A 14974-nucleotide genomic window follows, 5' to 3' on the forward strand; every position below is an offset into this window, starting at 1 on the left:
CTCATGCTGCGCAGGGCGCGGTGCGATGTGCCGCAGGACATCGCACTGCCCGGCGGTGGCAGCCTTCATCCGATCCTGGGCGGCAGTACGCTGCCCTGGGTGCTGGAGGGCCGAGTCCGAAACAACACCGAGGAGAGCAACCATGAGCAAGATGCGAATCGAACACGACCTGCTGGGTGATCGCGAAGTGCCGGACGAGGCCTACTACGGCGTCCACACCCTGCGGGCCAAGGAGAACTTCCAGATCTCCGGCACCACCATCTCGGCCTTCCCCGAGCTGGTGATCGCGCTGGCCTCCGTCAAGGAAGCGGCGGCGCAGGCCAATGCCGAGCTGGGCCTGCTGCCCGCCGGGTTGCGCGACGCCATCGTGGCGGCCTGCGAGGAGATCCGCCACGGCGCCCTGCACGAGCAGTTCGTGGTCGACGTGATCCAGGGCGGCGCCGGCACTTCCACCAACATGAACGCCAACGAGGTGGTGTGCAACCGCGCGCTGGAGATCCTCGGCCACAAGCGCGGCGAGTACCAGCACCTGCACCCCAACGAGCACGTCAACATGGCGCAGAGCACCAACGACGTCTACCCGACGGCGATCCGCATCGCCACCTGCTTCGCCATCGAGCGGCTGCTCGCCGCCATGGAGCACCTGCGCTCGGCCTTTGCGGAGAAAGCCACCGAGTTTGCGCACCTGCTCAAGATCGGCCGCACCCAGCTGCAGGATGCGGTGCCCATGACGCTGGGCCAGGAGTTCTCGACCTACGCGGTGATGATCGAGGAAGACATCGCGCGTTTGACCGAGGCCTCGGCCCTGATCCGCGAGATCAATCTCGGCGCCACCGCCATCGGCACCGGCATCACCGCGCATCCCGAGTACGCGGGCAAGGCGCTGGCGGCGCTGCGCAAGATCACCGGGCTGGATCTTTCCACGGCGCCCAACCTGATCGAAGCCACGCAGGACTGCGGCGCCTTCGTGCAGCTGTCCGGCGTGCTGAAGCGCATCTCGGTCAAGCTGTCGAAGACCTGCAACGACCTGCGGCTGCTCTCCAGCGGCCCGCGCTCGGGCTTCGGCGAGATCAATCTGCCGCCGATGCAGGCCGGCTCGTCCATCATGCCGGGCAAGGTCAATCCGGTGATCCCGGAAGTGATGAACCAGGTCTGCTTCGAGGTCTTCGGCAACGACCTGACCGTGACCTTCGCGGCCGAAGCCGGGCAGCTGCAGCTCAACGCCTTCGAGCCGATCATCGCGAGCGCCCTGTTCCGCAGCTTCAAGCACCTGACCAACGGCTCGAGGACGCTGGCCGACCTGTGCGTCAAGGGCATCACGGCCAACCCCGACCGGCTGCGCGAAAGCATCGAGCGCTCGATCGCGCTGGTCACCGCGCTCAATCCGATCATCGGCTACAAGCAGGCGACCGAGGTCGCGACCGAGGCCTATGCCAACGGCACCAACGTGCGCGAGGTGGTGCTCAGGCGCAAGCTGATGACCGAGGCCGAGCTGGACGACGCGCTGCGCCACGAGGTGCTGACCCAGCCGCGGGCCTACGAGAAGGCGCAGAAGCCCGGCTGACGCCCGGCAACCTGGCTGCTTCAATGCCATGAAAGGCATGGCAGCCCACCCGATTCAGTTTGACGAGGAAGCGATGAATTTCAAAGACACCGCGACCCGCTTCGAGCGGGCCGAATCAGGCACCGATTCGTTCAAGATGCTGGCGAAGGATGCCTACCAGGCGATGAAGGATGACCCGGGCAACGCGGGGCTGTACTTCGTGATCGGCGTCGCGGCGCAGTCCTACGTGCGCCGCTACGAGGACCAGGGGGTGGCGCCGGAGTTTGCGGACAAGGCCAAGGCGATTCTGGTGGGCTACAACGCAACAATCGTGGAGGCGCTGTCGGGCGATGCGGGCACGCGGCTGCGCCTGCTGGGCGAGGTGGCGCTCGACTACGAGTGGCAGGTGCAGGACTTCTGAGGCGCCTGCACGCAAGCTGAAGCGAGGCGCGTGGCTGCCTTGCCCCCGCGGGGGAGCGTCGGGGTGGGGGCACCGGCCATGGGCCCCAAGCCCGGCGACTGCCCCTAGGCAGGCTGGGCAAGCCGCATGAGCTCATCCGAGATCGAATCGACGCTGGTGGGCCGCACCACCCGCCCGACCTCCCGGCCATCGCGCAGGAAGATCAGCGTCGGCCACAGCTTGATGCCGAACGATCGGCCCAGCGGCCGGCCACTGCCGTCCTCGATCTTCAAATGGCGCAGGGGCTGCGTTCCCGCCAGGGCCTTCGCAATCAGCGGCTGCGCCGCCTTGCAGATGCCGCACCAGGGGGCGCCGAACTCGACCACGGTGGGACCGGACAGACCGTCGACCTCCGCACGGGAGGGCTCGATGCTTGCATAGTTCGTGTTCATGCCGGGATTCTGGAATGGCCGGCCCGGCCGCGCTTGCACGGGGATTTCGGCGGCTCGCGTCGGTCTGCGCCGACGAGGCGCACGAGCCAGCGCGGTCGCAGGAGCCAGCGCGGCGGCCTCACGCTGCCTTGCTCCGGCTCCCACCGAGCTTGCGATAGACGGTGGCGCGGCTGATGCCCAGCGCGCGCGCCGCCTCGGCCACGTTGCCGCGCGCATCGTCGACGGCACGGCGGATCAACGCGGCCTCGACGTCGCGCAAGCGCGGGCGCTCGGGGCCGGCCGCGTGCGGCAGCGCCGGGTGGTCGGCGAGCTGCGGCCTGGCCTGCACGCGCAGGCCCGACCACAGCGGCACCTCCAGCAACGCGTCGCCGCGGCGCGCCGCGTCGAAGAGCATCTGCGGCGGCAGCGCGAACAGGTCGTTGCAGTGCGGCGTCGCCTCCGCGCCCGGCGGCTGGTGAAGCATCTGGCGCGCCACCGTGTTGCTGGCGGTGACGCGCCCGTCGGCATCGATGCAGAGAAGGCCTTCGCTGCCCGGCCCGGCGCCGTAGCCCGGCCAGTCCAGGCGCAGCCGCAGCGCGCAGGGATGGCTGTGCACCAGGGCGTTCTCGATGCTGCGCGCCGACTGCGCCGCCAGATGCCGCAGTTCGGGGCGCTCGGCCACCTGCACGCCGGTCAGGTCCAGCATACCGATGCATTCCCCTTGCGGGCCGAAGAGGGGGGCGCCCGCGCAGCTGTAGATGCTGGTGGCGTCGAAGAAGTGCTCGCCGCGGTGCAGCCACACGGATTCGTGCTCGGCCAGCGCGGCGCCGATGGCGGTGGTGCCGACCGCGCGTTCCGACAGGTCGACGCCGACGCGCGCGATGTCGCGCGCATGGCGGTCCGCCGGGTCGCTGCCGCCGGGCAGCGCGCCGACCTCGATCACGATGCCCTCGGCGTCGGTCAGGATGGCGAAGTAGCGGGTGTCGGCGATGGCGCGCGAGAGCCGGGCCAGCACCGGCCGCGCGGCGGCGAGCAGGGTCCGGTTGCGCTCGGCCACGCGCTGGATCGCCTGGCGCGGGACGGGGTCGAAGCTCACCCGCTGCGCCGGCCGGTGGCCGGCCGCGAGGCAGCGCTGCCAGGAGCGCAGCAGCCAGGGTTCGATGCGGGCGCCGCGTGCACCGGCGGGCTCGCCTTCGATCCATTCGCGCCGCGCCTGGGCAATGGTCAGGGAGCGCTCAGGCAGGGGCGTTGAAGGTGGGCTCATGGTGATGGAGGGCGTCGCCTTCGACGCATGCTGGGGACTGCCCCGCTCGGCAGGATGTTTCATTTTGAGAATTTCAAGGACAACCCGCAAGCGCCTAGGGTTTTGCCTAGGGTTGTGGACCTGTCCGGCGTCCAACATTCCATGAGTTCACTTCTGTGGACCCAGCCATCACCAAAACGGAGACAGCCACATGCAGGTTTCATTCACGGTCAACGGCCGCGCGGTCACGGTCGATGCGCCTCCCAACACCTTCCTCGTGCAAGCGATCCGCGAGCGCCTCAACCTCACGGGCACGCATGTGGGCTGCGACACCGCGCAGTGCGGCGCCTGCACGATTCACGTCAACGGCCGCGCGGTCAAGTCCTGCAACGTGCTGGTGGCCCAGGTGGCCGGCGCCGAGATCACCACCATCGAGGGCATCGCGCAGCCTGACGGCACGCTGCATCCGATGCAGGCCGCCTTCAAGGAGTGCCACGGCCTGCAGTGCGGCTTCTGCACCCCCGGCATGGTGATGAGCGCCATCGATCTGTGCACGCACCACCCCAAGGCCAGCGAGACCGAGATCCGCGAGCTGCTGGACGGCAACATGTGCCGCTGCACGGGCTACCAGAACATCGTCAAGGCCGTGCAGATGGGCGGCGAAAAAATGGCGGCCACCCCGTCTCCTGCTCACTCCGTGTAGCCGTCTCCCCCTCGAGGGGCAACACCAGCGGCCCGGCCCTTCGCCGGGCTCAGGAAGGCCAAGGCCGGTTCCGCGGTGTTTCCCGAAGGGTCACTAGCCAAACGAAAAGAGGATTCAATATGGGCGCACCCGACTTCGCGAAGCTGCCGCACATCGGCGAGGCACTCAAGCGCAAGGAAGACTACCGCTTCCTGACCGGTGCCGGGCAGTACACCGACGACGTGAACCTGGCCAACCAGAGCCACGCCGTGTTCCTGCGCTCGCCGCACGCGCATGCGGCGATCAAGTCCATCGACACCGCTGCGGCTTCGAAGATGCCGGGCGTGGCGGGCATCTTCACCGGCAAGGACATCGACGGCAAGATGGGCGGGCTGCCTTGCGGCTGGCTCATCAACAACCCCGACGGCACGCCGATGAAGGAGCCGCCGCATCCCATCCTCGCCATCGGCAAGGTGCGCTACGTCGGCGACCACGTGGCGATCGTGGTGGCCGATACGGTGGAGAACGCCAAGAACGCCGCCGAGGCGATCGAGGTCGACTACGACGTGCTGCCCGCGCTGGTGAGCGTGGCGGACGCGGCGAAGAAGGCCGGCGGCGTCACCCTGCATGACGCCGCGCCCGACAACCAGTGCTACAAGTGGACGCTGGGCGACAAGGGGCAGGTCGATGCGGCCTTCGCCAAGGCGGCGCACGTGACCAGGCTGGACCTCGTCAACAACCGGCTGGTGCCCAACGCGATAGAGCCGCGGGTCGCCATCGGCAGCTACAACCGCGCCAACGACGAGTACACGCTCTACGTCGCCAACCAGAACCCGCACGTCGAACGCCTGCTCATGACGGCCTTCGTGCTCGGCCTGCCCGAGCACAAGGTCCGCGTGATCGCGCCCGACGTGGGCGGCGGCTTCGGCTCCAAGATCTTCCTCTATGCCGAGGACGTGGCGCTGACCTGGGCCGCGAAGCAGCTCAACCGCAGCATCAAGTGGACCGCCGAACGCTCCGAGTGCTTCCTGTCCGACGCCCATGGCCGCGACCACGTGAGCCATGCCGAGATGGCGATGGACAAGGACGGCAAGTTCCTCGCCCTGCGCGTGCACACCGACGCCAACCTGGGTGCCTACCTGTCGACCTTCTCGACCGCGGTGCCGACCATCCTCTACGCCACGCTGCTGGCGGGCCAGTACACCACGCCGCAGATCTACGTCGAGGTGGATGCCTGGTTCACCAACACCGCGCCGGTCGATGCCTACCGCGGCGCGGGCCGGCCGGAGGCGACCTACCTGCTGGAGCGCCTGGTCTCGCGCTGTGCCTGGGAGATGAACCTCGGCCAGGACGAGATCCGCAAGCGCAACTTCATCACCCAGTTCCCCTACCAGACGCCGGTCGCGCTGCAGTACGACACGGGCGATTTCCACGCCTCCATGGACAAGGCGAAGGAGCTGGCCGAGGTGGCGGGCTTCGCGGAACGCAAGAAGGCGACCGAGGCCAAGGGCAAGCTGCGCGGCATCGGCTACTCCAGCTACATCGAGGCCTGCGGCATCGCCCCTTCCAACATCGCCGGCGCCCTGGGCGCACGCGCGGGCCTGTTCGAATGCGGCGAGATCCGCGTGCATCCGACCGGCAGCGTGACCGTGTTCACCGGCTCGCACAGCCATGGGCAGGGCCATGAAACCACCTTCGCGCAGGTCGTGGCGGCGCGCCTGGGCATTCCGGTCGAGAACGTGGACGTGGTGCACGGCGACACCGGCCGCGTGCCTTTCGGCATGGGCACCTATGGCTCGCGCTCGATCTCGGTCGGCGGCGCGGCGATCATGAAGGCGCTCGACAAGATCGAGACCAAGGCCAAGAAGATCGCCGCCCACCTGATGGAGGCCAGCGATGCCGACGTCGAGTTCGCCAACGGCGAGTTCACCGTCAAGGGCACCGACAAGAAGATCCCCTTCGGCCAGGTGGCGCTGACGGCCTACGTGCCGCACAACTACCCGCTCGACAAGCTGGAGCCGGGGCTCGACGAGACCGCCTTCTACGACCCGACCAACTTCACCTTCCCGGGCGGCACCTACATCTGCGAGGTGGAGGTGGACAAGGAGACCGGCGAAGTGAAGGTCGACCGCTTCACCGCGGTGGACGACTTCGGCACCATCATCAACCCGATGATCGTCGAGGGCCAGGTGCACGGCGGCATCGTGCAGGGCCTGGGCCAGGCGCTGATGGAGAACTGCGTCTACGACACGGAGAGCGGGCAGCTCCTGACCGGCAGCTTCATGGACTACGCCATGCCGCGCGCCCACGACTTCCCGATGTTCAAGCTGGACACCACCTGCACCCCTTGCACGCACAACCCGCTGGGCACCAAGGGCTGCGGCGAGGCCGGCGCCATCGGCTCGCCGCCGGCGCTGATCAACGCAGTGCTCGATGCATTGGCACCGCTGGGCGTCAAGGACTTCGACATGCCGGCCTCGCCCCACCGCGTGTGGGAAGCGATCCGCAAAGGCAGCGTGAGCCCGACGCAGGAACCGCAACAAGCCCCCCTGACAGCCAGCACCCAGGGCCGGCCGGCGCCCTGAACACGGAGGAATCGAACATGTACGCCTTTACCCTCGAACGTCCCGCCAGCGTGGCGGATGCGGTCAAGCTGGCTGCGGCCGGCGCCAAGCCGCTGGCCGGCGGCCAGACCCTGCTGGCCTCGATGAAGCTGCGCCTCGCGGCGCCCGAGCAACTGGTCGACCTCGGCGGCATCAAGGAGCTCGCCGGCATCAAGAAGGAGGGCAACGCCTTCGTGATCGGCGCCATGACGCGCCATCTCGACGTCGGAGCCGACGCCGAGATCAAGGCCGCCTTCCCGGCGCTCGCCTGGCTGGCCGACCACATCGGCGACCGCCAGGTCCGGGCCATGGGCACCATCGGCGGCTCGCTGGCCAACAACGATCCTTCGGCCTGCTACCCGAGTGCGGTGCTGGGCTCGGGCGCGACCGTCATCACCAACCAACGCGAGATCGCGGCCGACGACTTCTTCCAGGGCCTGTTCGCCACCGCGCTGCAAGAGGGCGAGCTGATCACCGCGGTCCGCTTCCCGATCCCGAAGCGCGCGGCCTACGAGAAGCTGCGGCAGAAGGCTTCCAACTTCCCGCTGGTCGGCATCTTCGTGACCCAGGGCGACGGCGGCGTGCGCGTGGCCGTGACCGGCGCGGGCAACGGCGTGTTCCGCCACCCGGGGCTCGAAGAGGCGCTGACCAGGAGCTTCACCCCCGAGGCCGCGGCCGGCGTGAAGATCGATGCGAGCGATCTCAACAGCGACCTGCATGCGACGGCGGCCTACCGCGCCAACCTGATCAGCGTGCTGACGCAGCGGGCGGTGCGCAAGGCGCTGGGCTGAGGAGGATGCGGGAGCCGAACGCGCAAGGCGCGAAGCTTTCGCAGAAGGCGCAAAAGGCGCAGAAAAGACATTGAAAGCCTTCGGCGGGTATCGTCTGCGACTTCTGCGGATCTTCTGAGTCCTTCGCGTTCAAGAATGATTTTTCCCAGCATCGACTCTGTCATCGCGGCCCTCGAGCAGGCCGGCTACTACGCCGACCGGCGGCTCGCGACGGCGGTTTTTCTCGCGCTCAAGCTGCAGCGCCCTTTGCTGCTGGAAGGCGAGCCCGGGGTGGGCAAGACCGAGCTGGCCAAGGCGCTGTCGAGCGCCCTGCAGCGCGAACTGCTGCGGCTGCAGTGCTACGACGGCCTGGAGCAGCGCGAGGCGCTCTACGAATGGAACTACGCGGCGCAACTGCTGCACATGCGCGCGGCCGAGGCGCACGGCGCCGCCCGCGACGTCGAGGCCGAGGTCTACCAGCCGCACTACCTGATCCGCCGGCCGCTGCTGCAGGCCCTGCAGGCGCCGGCGCCCGGCGCGGTGCTGCTGATCGACGAGGTGGACCGCGCCGACGAGCCCTTCGAGGCCTTCCTGCTCGAATACCTGGGCGAGTACCAGGTGAGCATTCCCGAACTGGGCACGGTGCGTGCGCTGGTGCCGCCGGTCACGCTGCTCACCAGCAACCGGACGCGCGAGCTCAACGACGCGGTCAAGCGCCGCTGCCTCTACCACTGGCTGGACTACCCGGAGCGCGAGCGCGAGCTGGCCATCGTGCGCGCGCAGGCGCCGGGCGCCGGCGAACGGCTGTCGGCGCAGGTGGCGGATTTCGTGGCGCGGCTGCGCAGCGCGCCCTTCGCGAACGCCTTCCAGCGCGCGCCCGGCATCGCCGAGAGTGTCGAATGGGCCCGGGCGCTGATCGCGCTCGACACGCTGGCGCTCGACCCCGAGGTCGTGGTCGACACCGCCGGCATCCTCTTCAAGCAGCGCGACGACGTGGCGGCGCTGACGCTGGAGCTGGCCTCGGAACTGTTGAAGCCCGAGGAGGCGGGGACATGAAGACCGTCGGTCTTCACGGGTAGCGACATGCAGCAGCTCGGTGACGCGCGCCGCGGCAAGCTGGCCGACAACATGGCCGGCTTCGGCCGCGCCTTGCGCCGCGCGGGCGTGCGCACCGACTCCGCGCGCATCGCGCTCGCGGCCGAGGCCGCGATGCTGGTGGGCGTGGACAGCCGGCCCGATCTTGCGGCCGCGATGGAGGCGGTGATGATCAGCCGCGAGCAGGACCGCGAGGTCTTTCGCGAGCTCTTCGATGCCTGGTTCCGCGACCCGGAGCTCGCCAACAAGCTGCTCGCGCAGATGCTGCCCAGCGCCGAGGGCAAGGCCGAGCCTTCGAAGCGCCGGCCGCGGGTGCGCGAGGCGCTGGCGGCGCCGCGCGATCCGGTGCAGGCTGCGCGGACCGAGCGCGAGGTGGACTTCGATGCGGCCATGACCGCCAGCGACCGCCAGCGCATGCACCATGCCGACTTCAACGCGCTGGGCGCCGCCGAGTACCGGCTGGTCGAGCGGCTGGCGCGCGATGTCGCCTTGCCGGTGCCGACCGTGGCTGCGCGCCGCCTGCATGCGGCCGGCAACGCGGGTGCGCATTCGCGCATGAACTGGCCCGGCGTCTGGCACGAGGCCGGCCGCACCGGCGGCGAGATGTTGCGCCTGCCGCGGCTCTCCCCGCGCACGCAGCCGCTGCCGCTCCTGGTGCTGATCGACGTCTCGGGCTCGATGGAGCGCTACGCGCGCCTGCTGCTGGCCTTCCTGCATGCGGCGACGCGGCGGGCGGGGCGGCGCGACGTGTTCGCCTTCGGCACGCAGCTGACGGACCTGACGCCGGCCTTCCGACTCGCCGACACCGACGCGATGCTGGGGGCCGCCGGAGAAGCGATCGCCGATTTCGCCGGCGGCACGCGGCTGGGTGCCTCGCTGGCCGAGCTGCGCCGCAACCATGCGCGCCGCCTGACCGGCCGCCGAACCTTGGTGCTGGTGATCAGCGACGGCCTGGACACCGGCGAGCCCGAGGTGCTGGAGCAAGAGCTTCAGTGGCTCAAGCGCCATTCGCGGCGGGTGCTGTGGCTCAACCCGCTGCTGCGCTACGAAGGCTATGCCCCGCTCGCGCGCGGGGCGGCGGTGCTGCACCGCCATGCGGATGCGATGCTCGCGGTCCACAATCTCAACGCACTGGAACAACTGGCCTCGAGCCTCGCGGCGCTGATGCGCTGCGGCCGCTAACCAACAAGGAATCCACCATGGAAATGCTCGGCAACCGCCAGCTCCCGATCACGCAGCAGCAGGCCTGGGAGGCGCTCAACGACCCGGCGACGCTGCAGAAGTGCATCCCCGGCTGCGACAAGTTCGAGCCCTCCGGCGACAACGAATACACCGTGGCACTGGCGGTCAAGATCGGCCCGGTCTCGGCCAAGTTCAACGGCAAGGTCAGTCTGGCCGAGATCATGCCGCCCGACAGCTACAGGCTCTCCTTCGAGGGGCAGGGCGGCGTGGCAGGCTTTGCCAAGGGATCTTCCAGCGTCTCGCTCAAGCCGGTGGCCGATGCCGGGGCGCCGGCCTGCGTGCTCGACTACACGGTGCAGGCGCAGGTGGGCGGCAAGATCGCGCAACTGGGCCAGCGGCTGATCGATGGCGCCGCCAAGTCGACGGCCGACGATTTCTTCAAGCGCTTCGAGGCCGAGATGCAGGCGCGCTACGGCCCGCCGCCTGCGGTCGAGAGCACGGAGGGGGCCGTGGCCGAACCGGCGGAGAAGACCGGCAAGATGGCGGGCCTGATGCGCAAGATGGGTTTCGGCAAGAAGGACGACACGCCCGAGGCCGGCAGCGGCGAGAAACCGGGCGAATAGCGCAACGGAAGACGGAAAGACGGGAATGGAAAACCTGGATGTGATGGTCCTGCGCACGCTGCGCGACTGGCGGCTCGCGGGCCGCCGCGCACTGCTCACGACGGTGGTGCGCACCTGGGGCTCCTCGCCGCGGCCGGTCGGCTCGATCATGGCGCTGGCGGAGGATGGCGCGGTGGTCGGCTCGGTCTCGGGCGGCTGCATCGAGGACGACCTGATCGCCCGCTACAGCCGCGCCCACGGGGCGCCGGGCGAGATGCCCTCCGGCCCGCCGGCACTGGTCAAGTACGGCGTCACCGCCGACGAGGCGCACCGTTTCGGCCTGCCCTGCGGCGGCACGCTGGAACTGCTGCTCGAATACGACCCCGATGCCGCTTCGCTGGCCACGCTCGTCGAGGCGCTCGAACAGGGGCGGCTGATGCAGCGCACGGTCTCGCTGGCCGATGGCGCCGTGCGGCTGGCCGAGGCGGGCGCGCCGGCCGAGCTCGTGGCCAACGACCAGGAGCTGGTCAACACCTTCGGCCCCGAGTACCGCATGCTGCTGATCGGTGCCGGCCAACTGGCCGAATACCTGTCGACCATGGCCAAGTTCAGCGGCTTCGCGGTCACCCTGTGCGACCCGCGCGCCGAGTACCGCACGGGCTGGTCCACACCCGGCGTCGACATCAGCACCGAGATGCCCGACGACGCCGTGCTCGCCTTCAAGCCCGACCGCCGCAGCTGCGTGGTCGCGCTCACGCACGACCCCAAGCTCGATGACCTGGCCCTGCTGGAGGCGCTGCAGAGCGAGGCTTTCTACGTCGGCGCGATCGGCTCGCGCCGCAATGCGCAGGCGCGGCGCGAGCGGATGATCGAGCACTTCGACCAGACCGAGGCCTCGCTCGCGCGCTTGCGCGGACCCATCGGCATCTACATCGGCAGCAAGACGCCGCCGGAGATTGCGGTGAGCGTGATGGCGGAGATCCTGGCGGTGAAGAACAGCGTGACGCTGCCGCGCGAGACCGAGGTCGCGGTGGCCAAGTCGGCCTTCGGCTGAGCGCGCGGCGCGAGCGCCGCGTTCAGCGCTCGCGCAGGCCGGCGAGGAAGGTGGTGCTGCGGCCGAAGGCGCGCTGCACTTCCTTCGACTCGCGGGCCTCCTTGCCGGCCCGGGAGAAGGCGAAGACCGCGGCAGCGAGTGCGAAGCAGACGCCCACTGCGATCAGCAGACCGGTGAAGGAACCCAGCCACCAGGCAGTGGCGGGGACGGCGATGCTGGCGAGAAGGAGTAGGGCACGCATGGGGTGAAAGTACCAGAGGACGCCGCGCGCGGCTATGAACTTTTGCTCGGAAGCAGCCGGCAGGCCGTCCTCATTCGGCTGTGCCGGGCACGCGCATCGGGCCGCCATCGAAGACGGCGAGCAGCAGGGGCGTGAGCGCCTCCATGCGCATCTGCGCGGGCCCCTCGTGCGGCAGCAGGCCACGCTTGAAGCCATGGCCTTCGAAACGGCGCAGCAGCGCGTCATCGGCACTGATGATGTGGACCGGCACGTCCCACGAGGCGCCCGCGCCGCTCACGCTGGCCAGCGGCTGGTGGTCGCCGATCACGATGGTGAGCAACTGCCGCGGCGCGCGGTGCGCGAGATAGTCGCCCAGCCACTGCAAGGTGTAGGCCAGGGATTCGATGTAGGCCGGCACCGGCGCCTGCCACGAAACCGGCGCGGCCAGCGAGCGCGCCAGCTCGGCCGGGGTGTAGGCCGCGCTGCCTGCGAGCTGGTCCCAGTCGGTGACGTAGGGTGGCAGCGGCCCGAAGGGCGCATGGCTGGCGAGCGTCGCGAAGACCATGAAGCGCGGTGCCCGCCCGCCGGGCGGGTCGGCCAGTTCCTGCGCGTGCAGCAACGCCATCGAGGCCTGGTCCGGGATGCGCCAGTAGCCGAAGGCCGGCCCGCGGTAGCCGATGCTTTTGGCATCGCCATAGCGGTCGTAGCCGTAGAAGCTGCCTTCCGGCCAGGGCCGCTGCAGGCCGGGCATCCAGTTCACGGTGCGCCAGCCATGGGCTCGGAAGTGGCGCACCAGCGTCGGGCGCTGCGTGGCCAGCAGCAGCTCGTAGGCGCCGGGGTCCTGCATGTCCACGCCGCTCAGCAGTTCGGCATGGGCCAGCCACGACGCGCCCCCGTAGGTGGGCGAGCGCACCCGTGCCGACACCACCTGCAGGCCGCCGGCCGCGAGCGCCTGCGCGAAGGCCGCGCGCCGCGGCGCGAGGGCGGCGGCCTGCTGCGGATGGTCCAGCGTGGTGGCGCCGTAGGACTCGGCGAAGAGCAGCAGCACGTCGGCACCGCGCAGGCCGGCGAGGCTGCCTTGCGCGAAGTCGGGGCTGGGCGAGAGCCGCGCACTCGCCTGGCCGGGCAGCAATTGGCCCGCCAGCACGCCGGCCTGGTGGGCGAGGATCGGCGCCACCGGCATGGAGAAGAACCAGCGCGTGTCGCGCCCGCCGATGCCGTGCGCCGCAAAACAGCCGCCGAGCAGCAGGCCGGCCAGCCCGATCACGGGCCGCGGCCGCGGCCAGGCCAGGGCCTGTGCGGCCACGCGCCAGCAGCGCAGCGCCACCACGTACAGCAGCAGCGGCACGGCCAGCACGGCCAACACGCCCAGGCCGATCTGCCAGGCCGGGAACTCGCCCATGCGCAGCACCTCCAGCGCATGGCGGCTGTCCCAGTAAAGGTTGAGCTGCCGGCCGAACACGGCCGACACCGTGACATCGAGGTAGCGCGCGACGATCCAGCAGGCGCTCGCGGCGGCCAGCAGGCGCAGCGCGCGCGTTCGGGGTTGGCCGCGCCAGGCCACCCAGCCCGCGAGCGCCACCAGCGTCACGACCAGCTCGAAGGACAGCCGCAGCGCCGGGCGCGGCCACAGCCCGGGGCCGTGGTTCTCCAGCGTCAGCAGCGCGTTGAGCAGCAGCAGCGGCAAGGCGATGTGCGCCAGCCAGCGGCCCCAGCCCGGCGGGGGCATCGAGGACCGCTGTGCGCTCGTCATCATTTGCGCCTGGCCTCGAACTCGATGATCAGCGCCACCTCGTCGCCGACCCAGCCGTTGTCGACACCGTAGCGCATGCCGTAGGCGCTGCGCTTGAAGCTGCCGCGCGCCGACACGCCCATGATGTAGTACTTGTCGATGGGCGAGGTGCCGCTCTTGTTCCAGGTCGCGTTGAGGGTGAGCGGCTGCGAGCGGCCCAGCAGCTCGAGCTGGCCCGCGATCTCGAAAGTGCGCTCGCCGGTGCGCTTGGCGCCGGCCGCGGTGAACACCATGCGCGGAAACTCGGCGCTGTTGAGGAAGTCCGCGCTCTTCAGGTGCTGATCGCGCTTGGCGTAGTTGCTGAACACGCTCTGCGTGTCGATCTCGATGCGCACCTGGCTGAGCGCGGCGCTGGCTTCGTCGAAGCTGTAGCTGCCGCGCGCGGCGCGGAACAGGCCCAGCACCTTGGCGTAGCCGATGTGGTCGACCAGGAAGGCCGCGGTGAGATGCTCCGGGTCGAGCTCGTAGCGGGCCGGCTCGGCGCGCGCGGAGAGCGCGGCGAGGGCCAGCAGGAAGGTGGCGCAGAGCGTGCGCACGGCGGGAGCTTTCATGTCGCGGTTTCCAGTGAGAGTTGTCGATGGCGCACCAGCCAAGCGATGTCGATCGCGAACGACGCCGCCAGCAGCGCCAGGCTCGCGGCCGCGAGGCCTCGGCTCCAGGGCAGCGCGATGATCGGGCACAGGCACACGATCAGGCTGGCGATCTGCACCACGCACACCGTCTTGCGGCGCTGGCTGGGCGGCAGTGCGCGCCCCAGCCACGGCCAGGGCAGCGCGGCCAGCACGAAGAGATAGCGCATCAGGCCCGCGGCCAGGACCCATGCGCCGGCCTTGCCGAAATGAAGCACCAGCAGCGACAGCACCAGCACCAGCAGCGCGTCGGTCTCCATGTCGAAGCGCGCGCCGAAATCGCTGGCGAGGCCGCCGCGGCGCGCGAGCGGGCCGTCGAGTGCATCGAGCAGCGCGGCGCCGGTGGCGACCGTGATGCAGCCCCAGGCGACGGCATCGGCGACGACCTCGCCGACCAGGGCGGCCAGCAGCGCAATCAGCGCCAGGCGCCCCAGCGTCACGCGATTGGCGGCGCCGAAGCGCGCGTTCGGTGCGTGGGCGGCGAGACCTCCGAGCACCAGCGCGAAGGCCGCCGCGAACACGGCCAGCGCCTTGAGCTGGAACCACGGCCCGAACTCGCCCAGGCGACCCACCAGGGCGGCCAGCGCGGCCAGCAGCAGGAAGCAGGGCAGGGCCTCGCGCCAGGCGTCGCGCCGCAGCGCGGCCAGCCGTTCGGCGCCGGCCGCGGGCACATCGGAGGATCGCGTGAGCATGGTCTTAAGATCGGTTGCCGAACACGAATCGACGGT

Annotated in this window: 15 protein-coding genes; 9 read left to right on the plus strand and 6 right to left on the minus strand. The window is 69.9% G+C overall.

Translation table 11 applies throughout. The features are described 5' to 3' along the window. Positions 1-142: 142 nt before the first annotated feature. Positions 143-1564 (plus strand): aspartate ammonia-lyase, encoded by a 1422-nt coding sequence (gene aspA / locus AC3A6Y_RS25265; protein WP_487870987.1) that lies wholly within the window; start codon positions 143-145, stop codon positions 1562-1564. A 73-nt stretch (positions 1565-1637) separates the two neighbouring features. Further along, entirely contained in the window at positions 1638-1964 is a 327-nt protein-coding gene (locus AC3A6Y_RS25270) for a hypothetical protein (RefSeq protein ID WP_487870988.1), read from the plus strand. Between the two features lie 104 nt (positions 1965-2068). On the opposite strand, the gene AC3A6Y_RS25275 is transcribed toward AC3A6Y_RS25270, so the two are convergent. Together AC3A6Y_RS25275 and AC3A6Y_RS25280 are read right to left on the minus strand one after the other, a co-directional pair. Then, the gene (locus tag AC3A6Y_RS25275) at positions 2069-2395 is read right to left on the minus strand and encodes a thioredoxin family protein (RefSeq protein WP_487870989.1); all 327 of its coding nucleotides are present in this window, start codon (positions 2393-2395) and stop codon (positions 2069-2071) included. 118 nt (positions 2396-2513) lie between these two features. Further along, the gene (locus tag AC3A6Y_RS25280; protein ID WP_487871181.1) at positions 2514-3710 is read right to left on the minus strand and encodes a helix-turn-helix domain-containing protein; all 1197 of its coding nucleotides are present in this window, start codon (positions 3708-3710) and stop codon (positions 2514-2516) included. Positions 3711-3828: 118 nt separating this feature from the next. Here AC3A6Y_RS25280 and AC3A6Y_RS25285 point away from each other — a divergent pair, with 118 nt between their 5' ends. From AC3A6Y_RS25285 to AC3A6Y_RS25315, 7 genes are all read left to right on the plus strand, one after another. Further along, a complete protein-coding gene (locus AC3A6Y_RS25285; protein ID WP_487870990.1) occupies positions 3829-4320 on the plus strand; it encodes a (2Fe-2S)-binding protein in 492 nt (163 codons plus the stop codon). 119 nt (positions 4321-4439) lie between these two features. Next, positions 4440-6884, plus strand: a complete 2445-nt coding sequence (locus tag AC3A6Y_RS25290) for a xanthine dehydrogenase family protein molybdopterin-binding subunit (protein ID WP_487870991.1) — start codon at positions 4440-4442, stop codon at positions 6882-6884. Between the two features lie 17 nt (positions 6885-6901). After that, positions 6902-7693: an FAD binding domain-containing protein gene (locus AC3A6Y_RS25295; RefSeq protein ID WP_487870992.1), complete on the plus strand. Its 792-nt coding sequence runs from the start codon at positions 6902-6904 to the stop codon at positions 7691-7693. A gap of 135 nt (positions 7694-7828) precedes the next feature. After that, positions 7829-8728: an AAA family ATPase gene (locus tag AC3A6Y_RS25300; RefSeq protein ID WP_487870993.1), complete on the plus strand. Its 900-nt coding sequence runs from the start codon at positions 7829-7831 to the stop codon at positions 8726-8728. 27 nt (positions 8729-8755) lie between these two features. Then, on the plus strand, positions 8756-9949 hold the full coding sequence (locus AC3A6Y_RS25305) for a vWA domain-containing protein (RefSeq protein ID WP_487870994.1): 1194 nt from the start codon (positions 8756-8758) through the stop codon (positions 9947-9949). 17 nt (positions 9950-9966) lie between these two features. Beyond that, on the plus strand, positions 9967-10572 hold the full coding sequence (locus AC3A6Y_RS25310; protein WP_487870995.1) for an SRPBCC family protein: 606 nt from the start codon (positions 9967-9969) through the stop codon (positions 10570-10572). A 25-nt stretch (positions 10573-10597) separates the two neighbouring features. After that, positions 10598-11605 (plus strand): XdhC family protein, encoded by a 1008-nt coding sequence (locus AC3A6Y_RS25315; protein ID WP_487870996.1) that lies wholly within the window; start codon positions 10598-10600, stop codon positions 11603-11605. Positions 11606-11627: 22 nt separating this feature from the next. On the opposite strand, the gene AC3A6Y_RS25320 is transcribed toward AC3A6Y_RS25315, so the two are convergent. The 4 genes from AC3A6Y_RS25320 to AC3A6Y_RS25335 all read right to left on the minus strand — a co-directional run bounded on the left by AC3A6Y_RS25320 (position 11628) and on the right by AC3A6Y_RS25335 (position 14938). Next, the gene (locus AC3A6Y_RS25320) at positions 11628-11846 is read right to left on the minus strand and encodes a hypothetical protein (RefSeq protein ID WP_487870997.1); all 219 of its coding nucleotides are present in this window, start codon (positions 11844-11846) and stop codon (positions 11628-11630) included. Between the two features lie 70 nt (positions 11847-11916). Further along, positions 11917-13578: a hypothetical protein gene (locus AC3A6Y_RS25325; protein WP_487870998.1), complete on the minus strand. Its 1662-nt coding sequence runs from the start codon at positions 13576-13578 to the stop codon at positions 11917-11919. Then, positions 13578-14168 (minus strand): YceI family protein, encoded by a 591-nt coding sequence (locus AC3A6Y_RS25330; RefSeq protein ID WP_487870999.1) that lies wholly within the window; start codon positions 14166-14168, stop codon positions 13578-13580. The genes AC3A6Y_RS25325 and AC3A6Y_RS25330 overlap by 1 nt, the downstream gene beginning before the upstream one ends. After that, positions 14165-14938 (minus strand): CDP-alcohol phosphatidyltransferase family protein, encoded by a 774-nt coding sequence (locus tag AC3A6Y_RS25335; protein WP_487871000.1) that lies wholly within the window; start codon positions 14936-14938, stop codon positions 14165-14167. Before AC3A6Y_RS25335 ends, AC3A6Y_RS25330 begins: the two co-directional genes overlap by 4 nt. Positions 14939-14974 lie beyond the last annotated feature (36 nt).

The organism is Variovorax sp. Soil_C_17 (assembly GCF_057657265.1).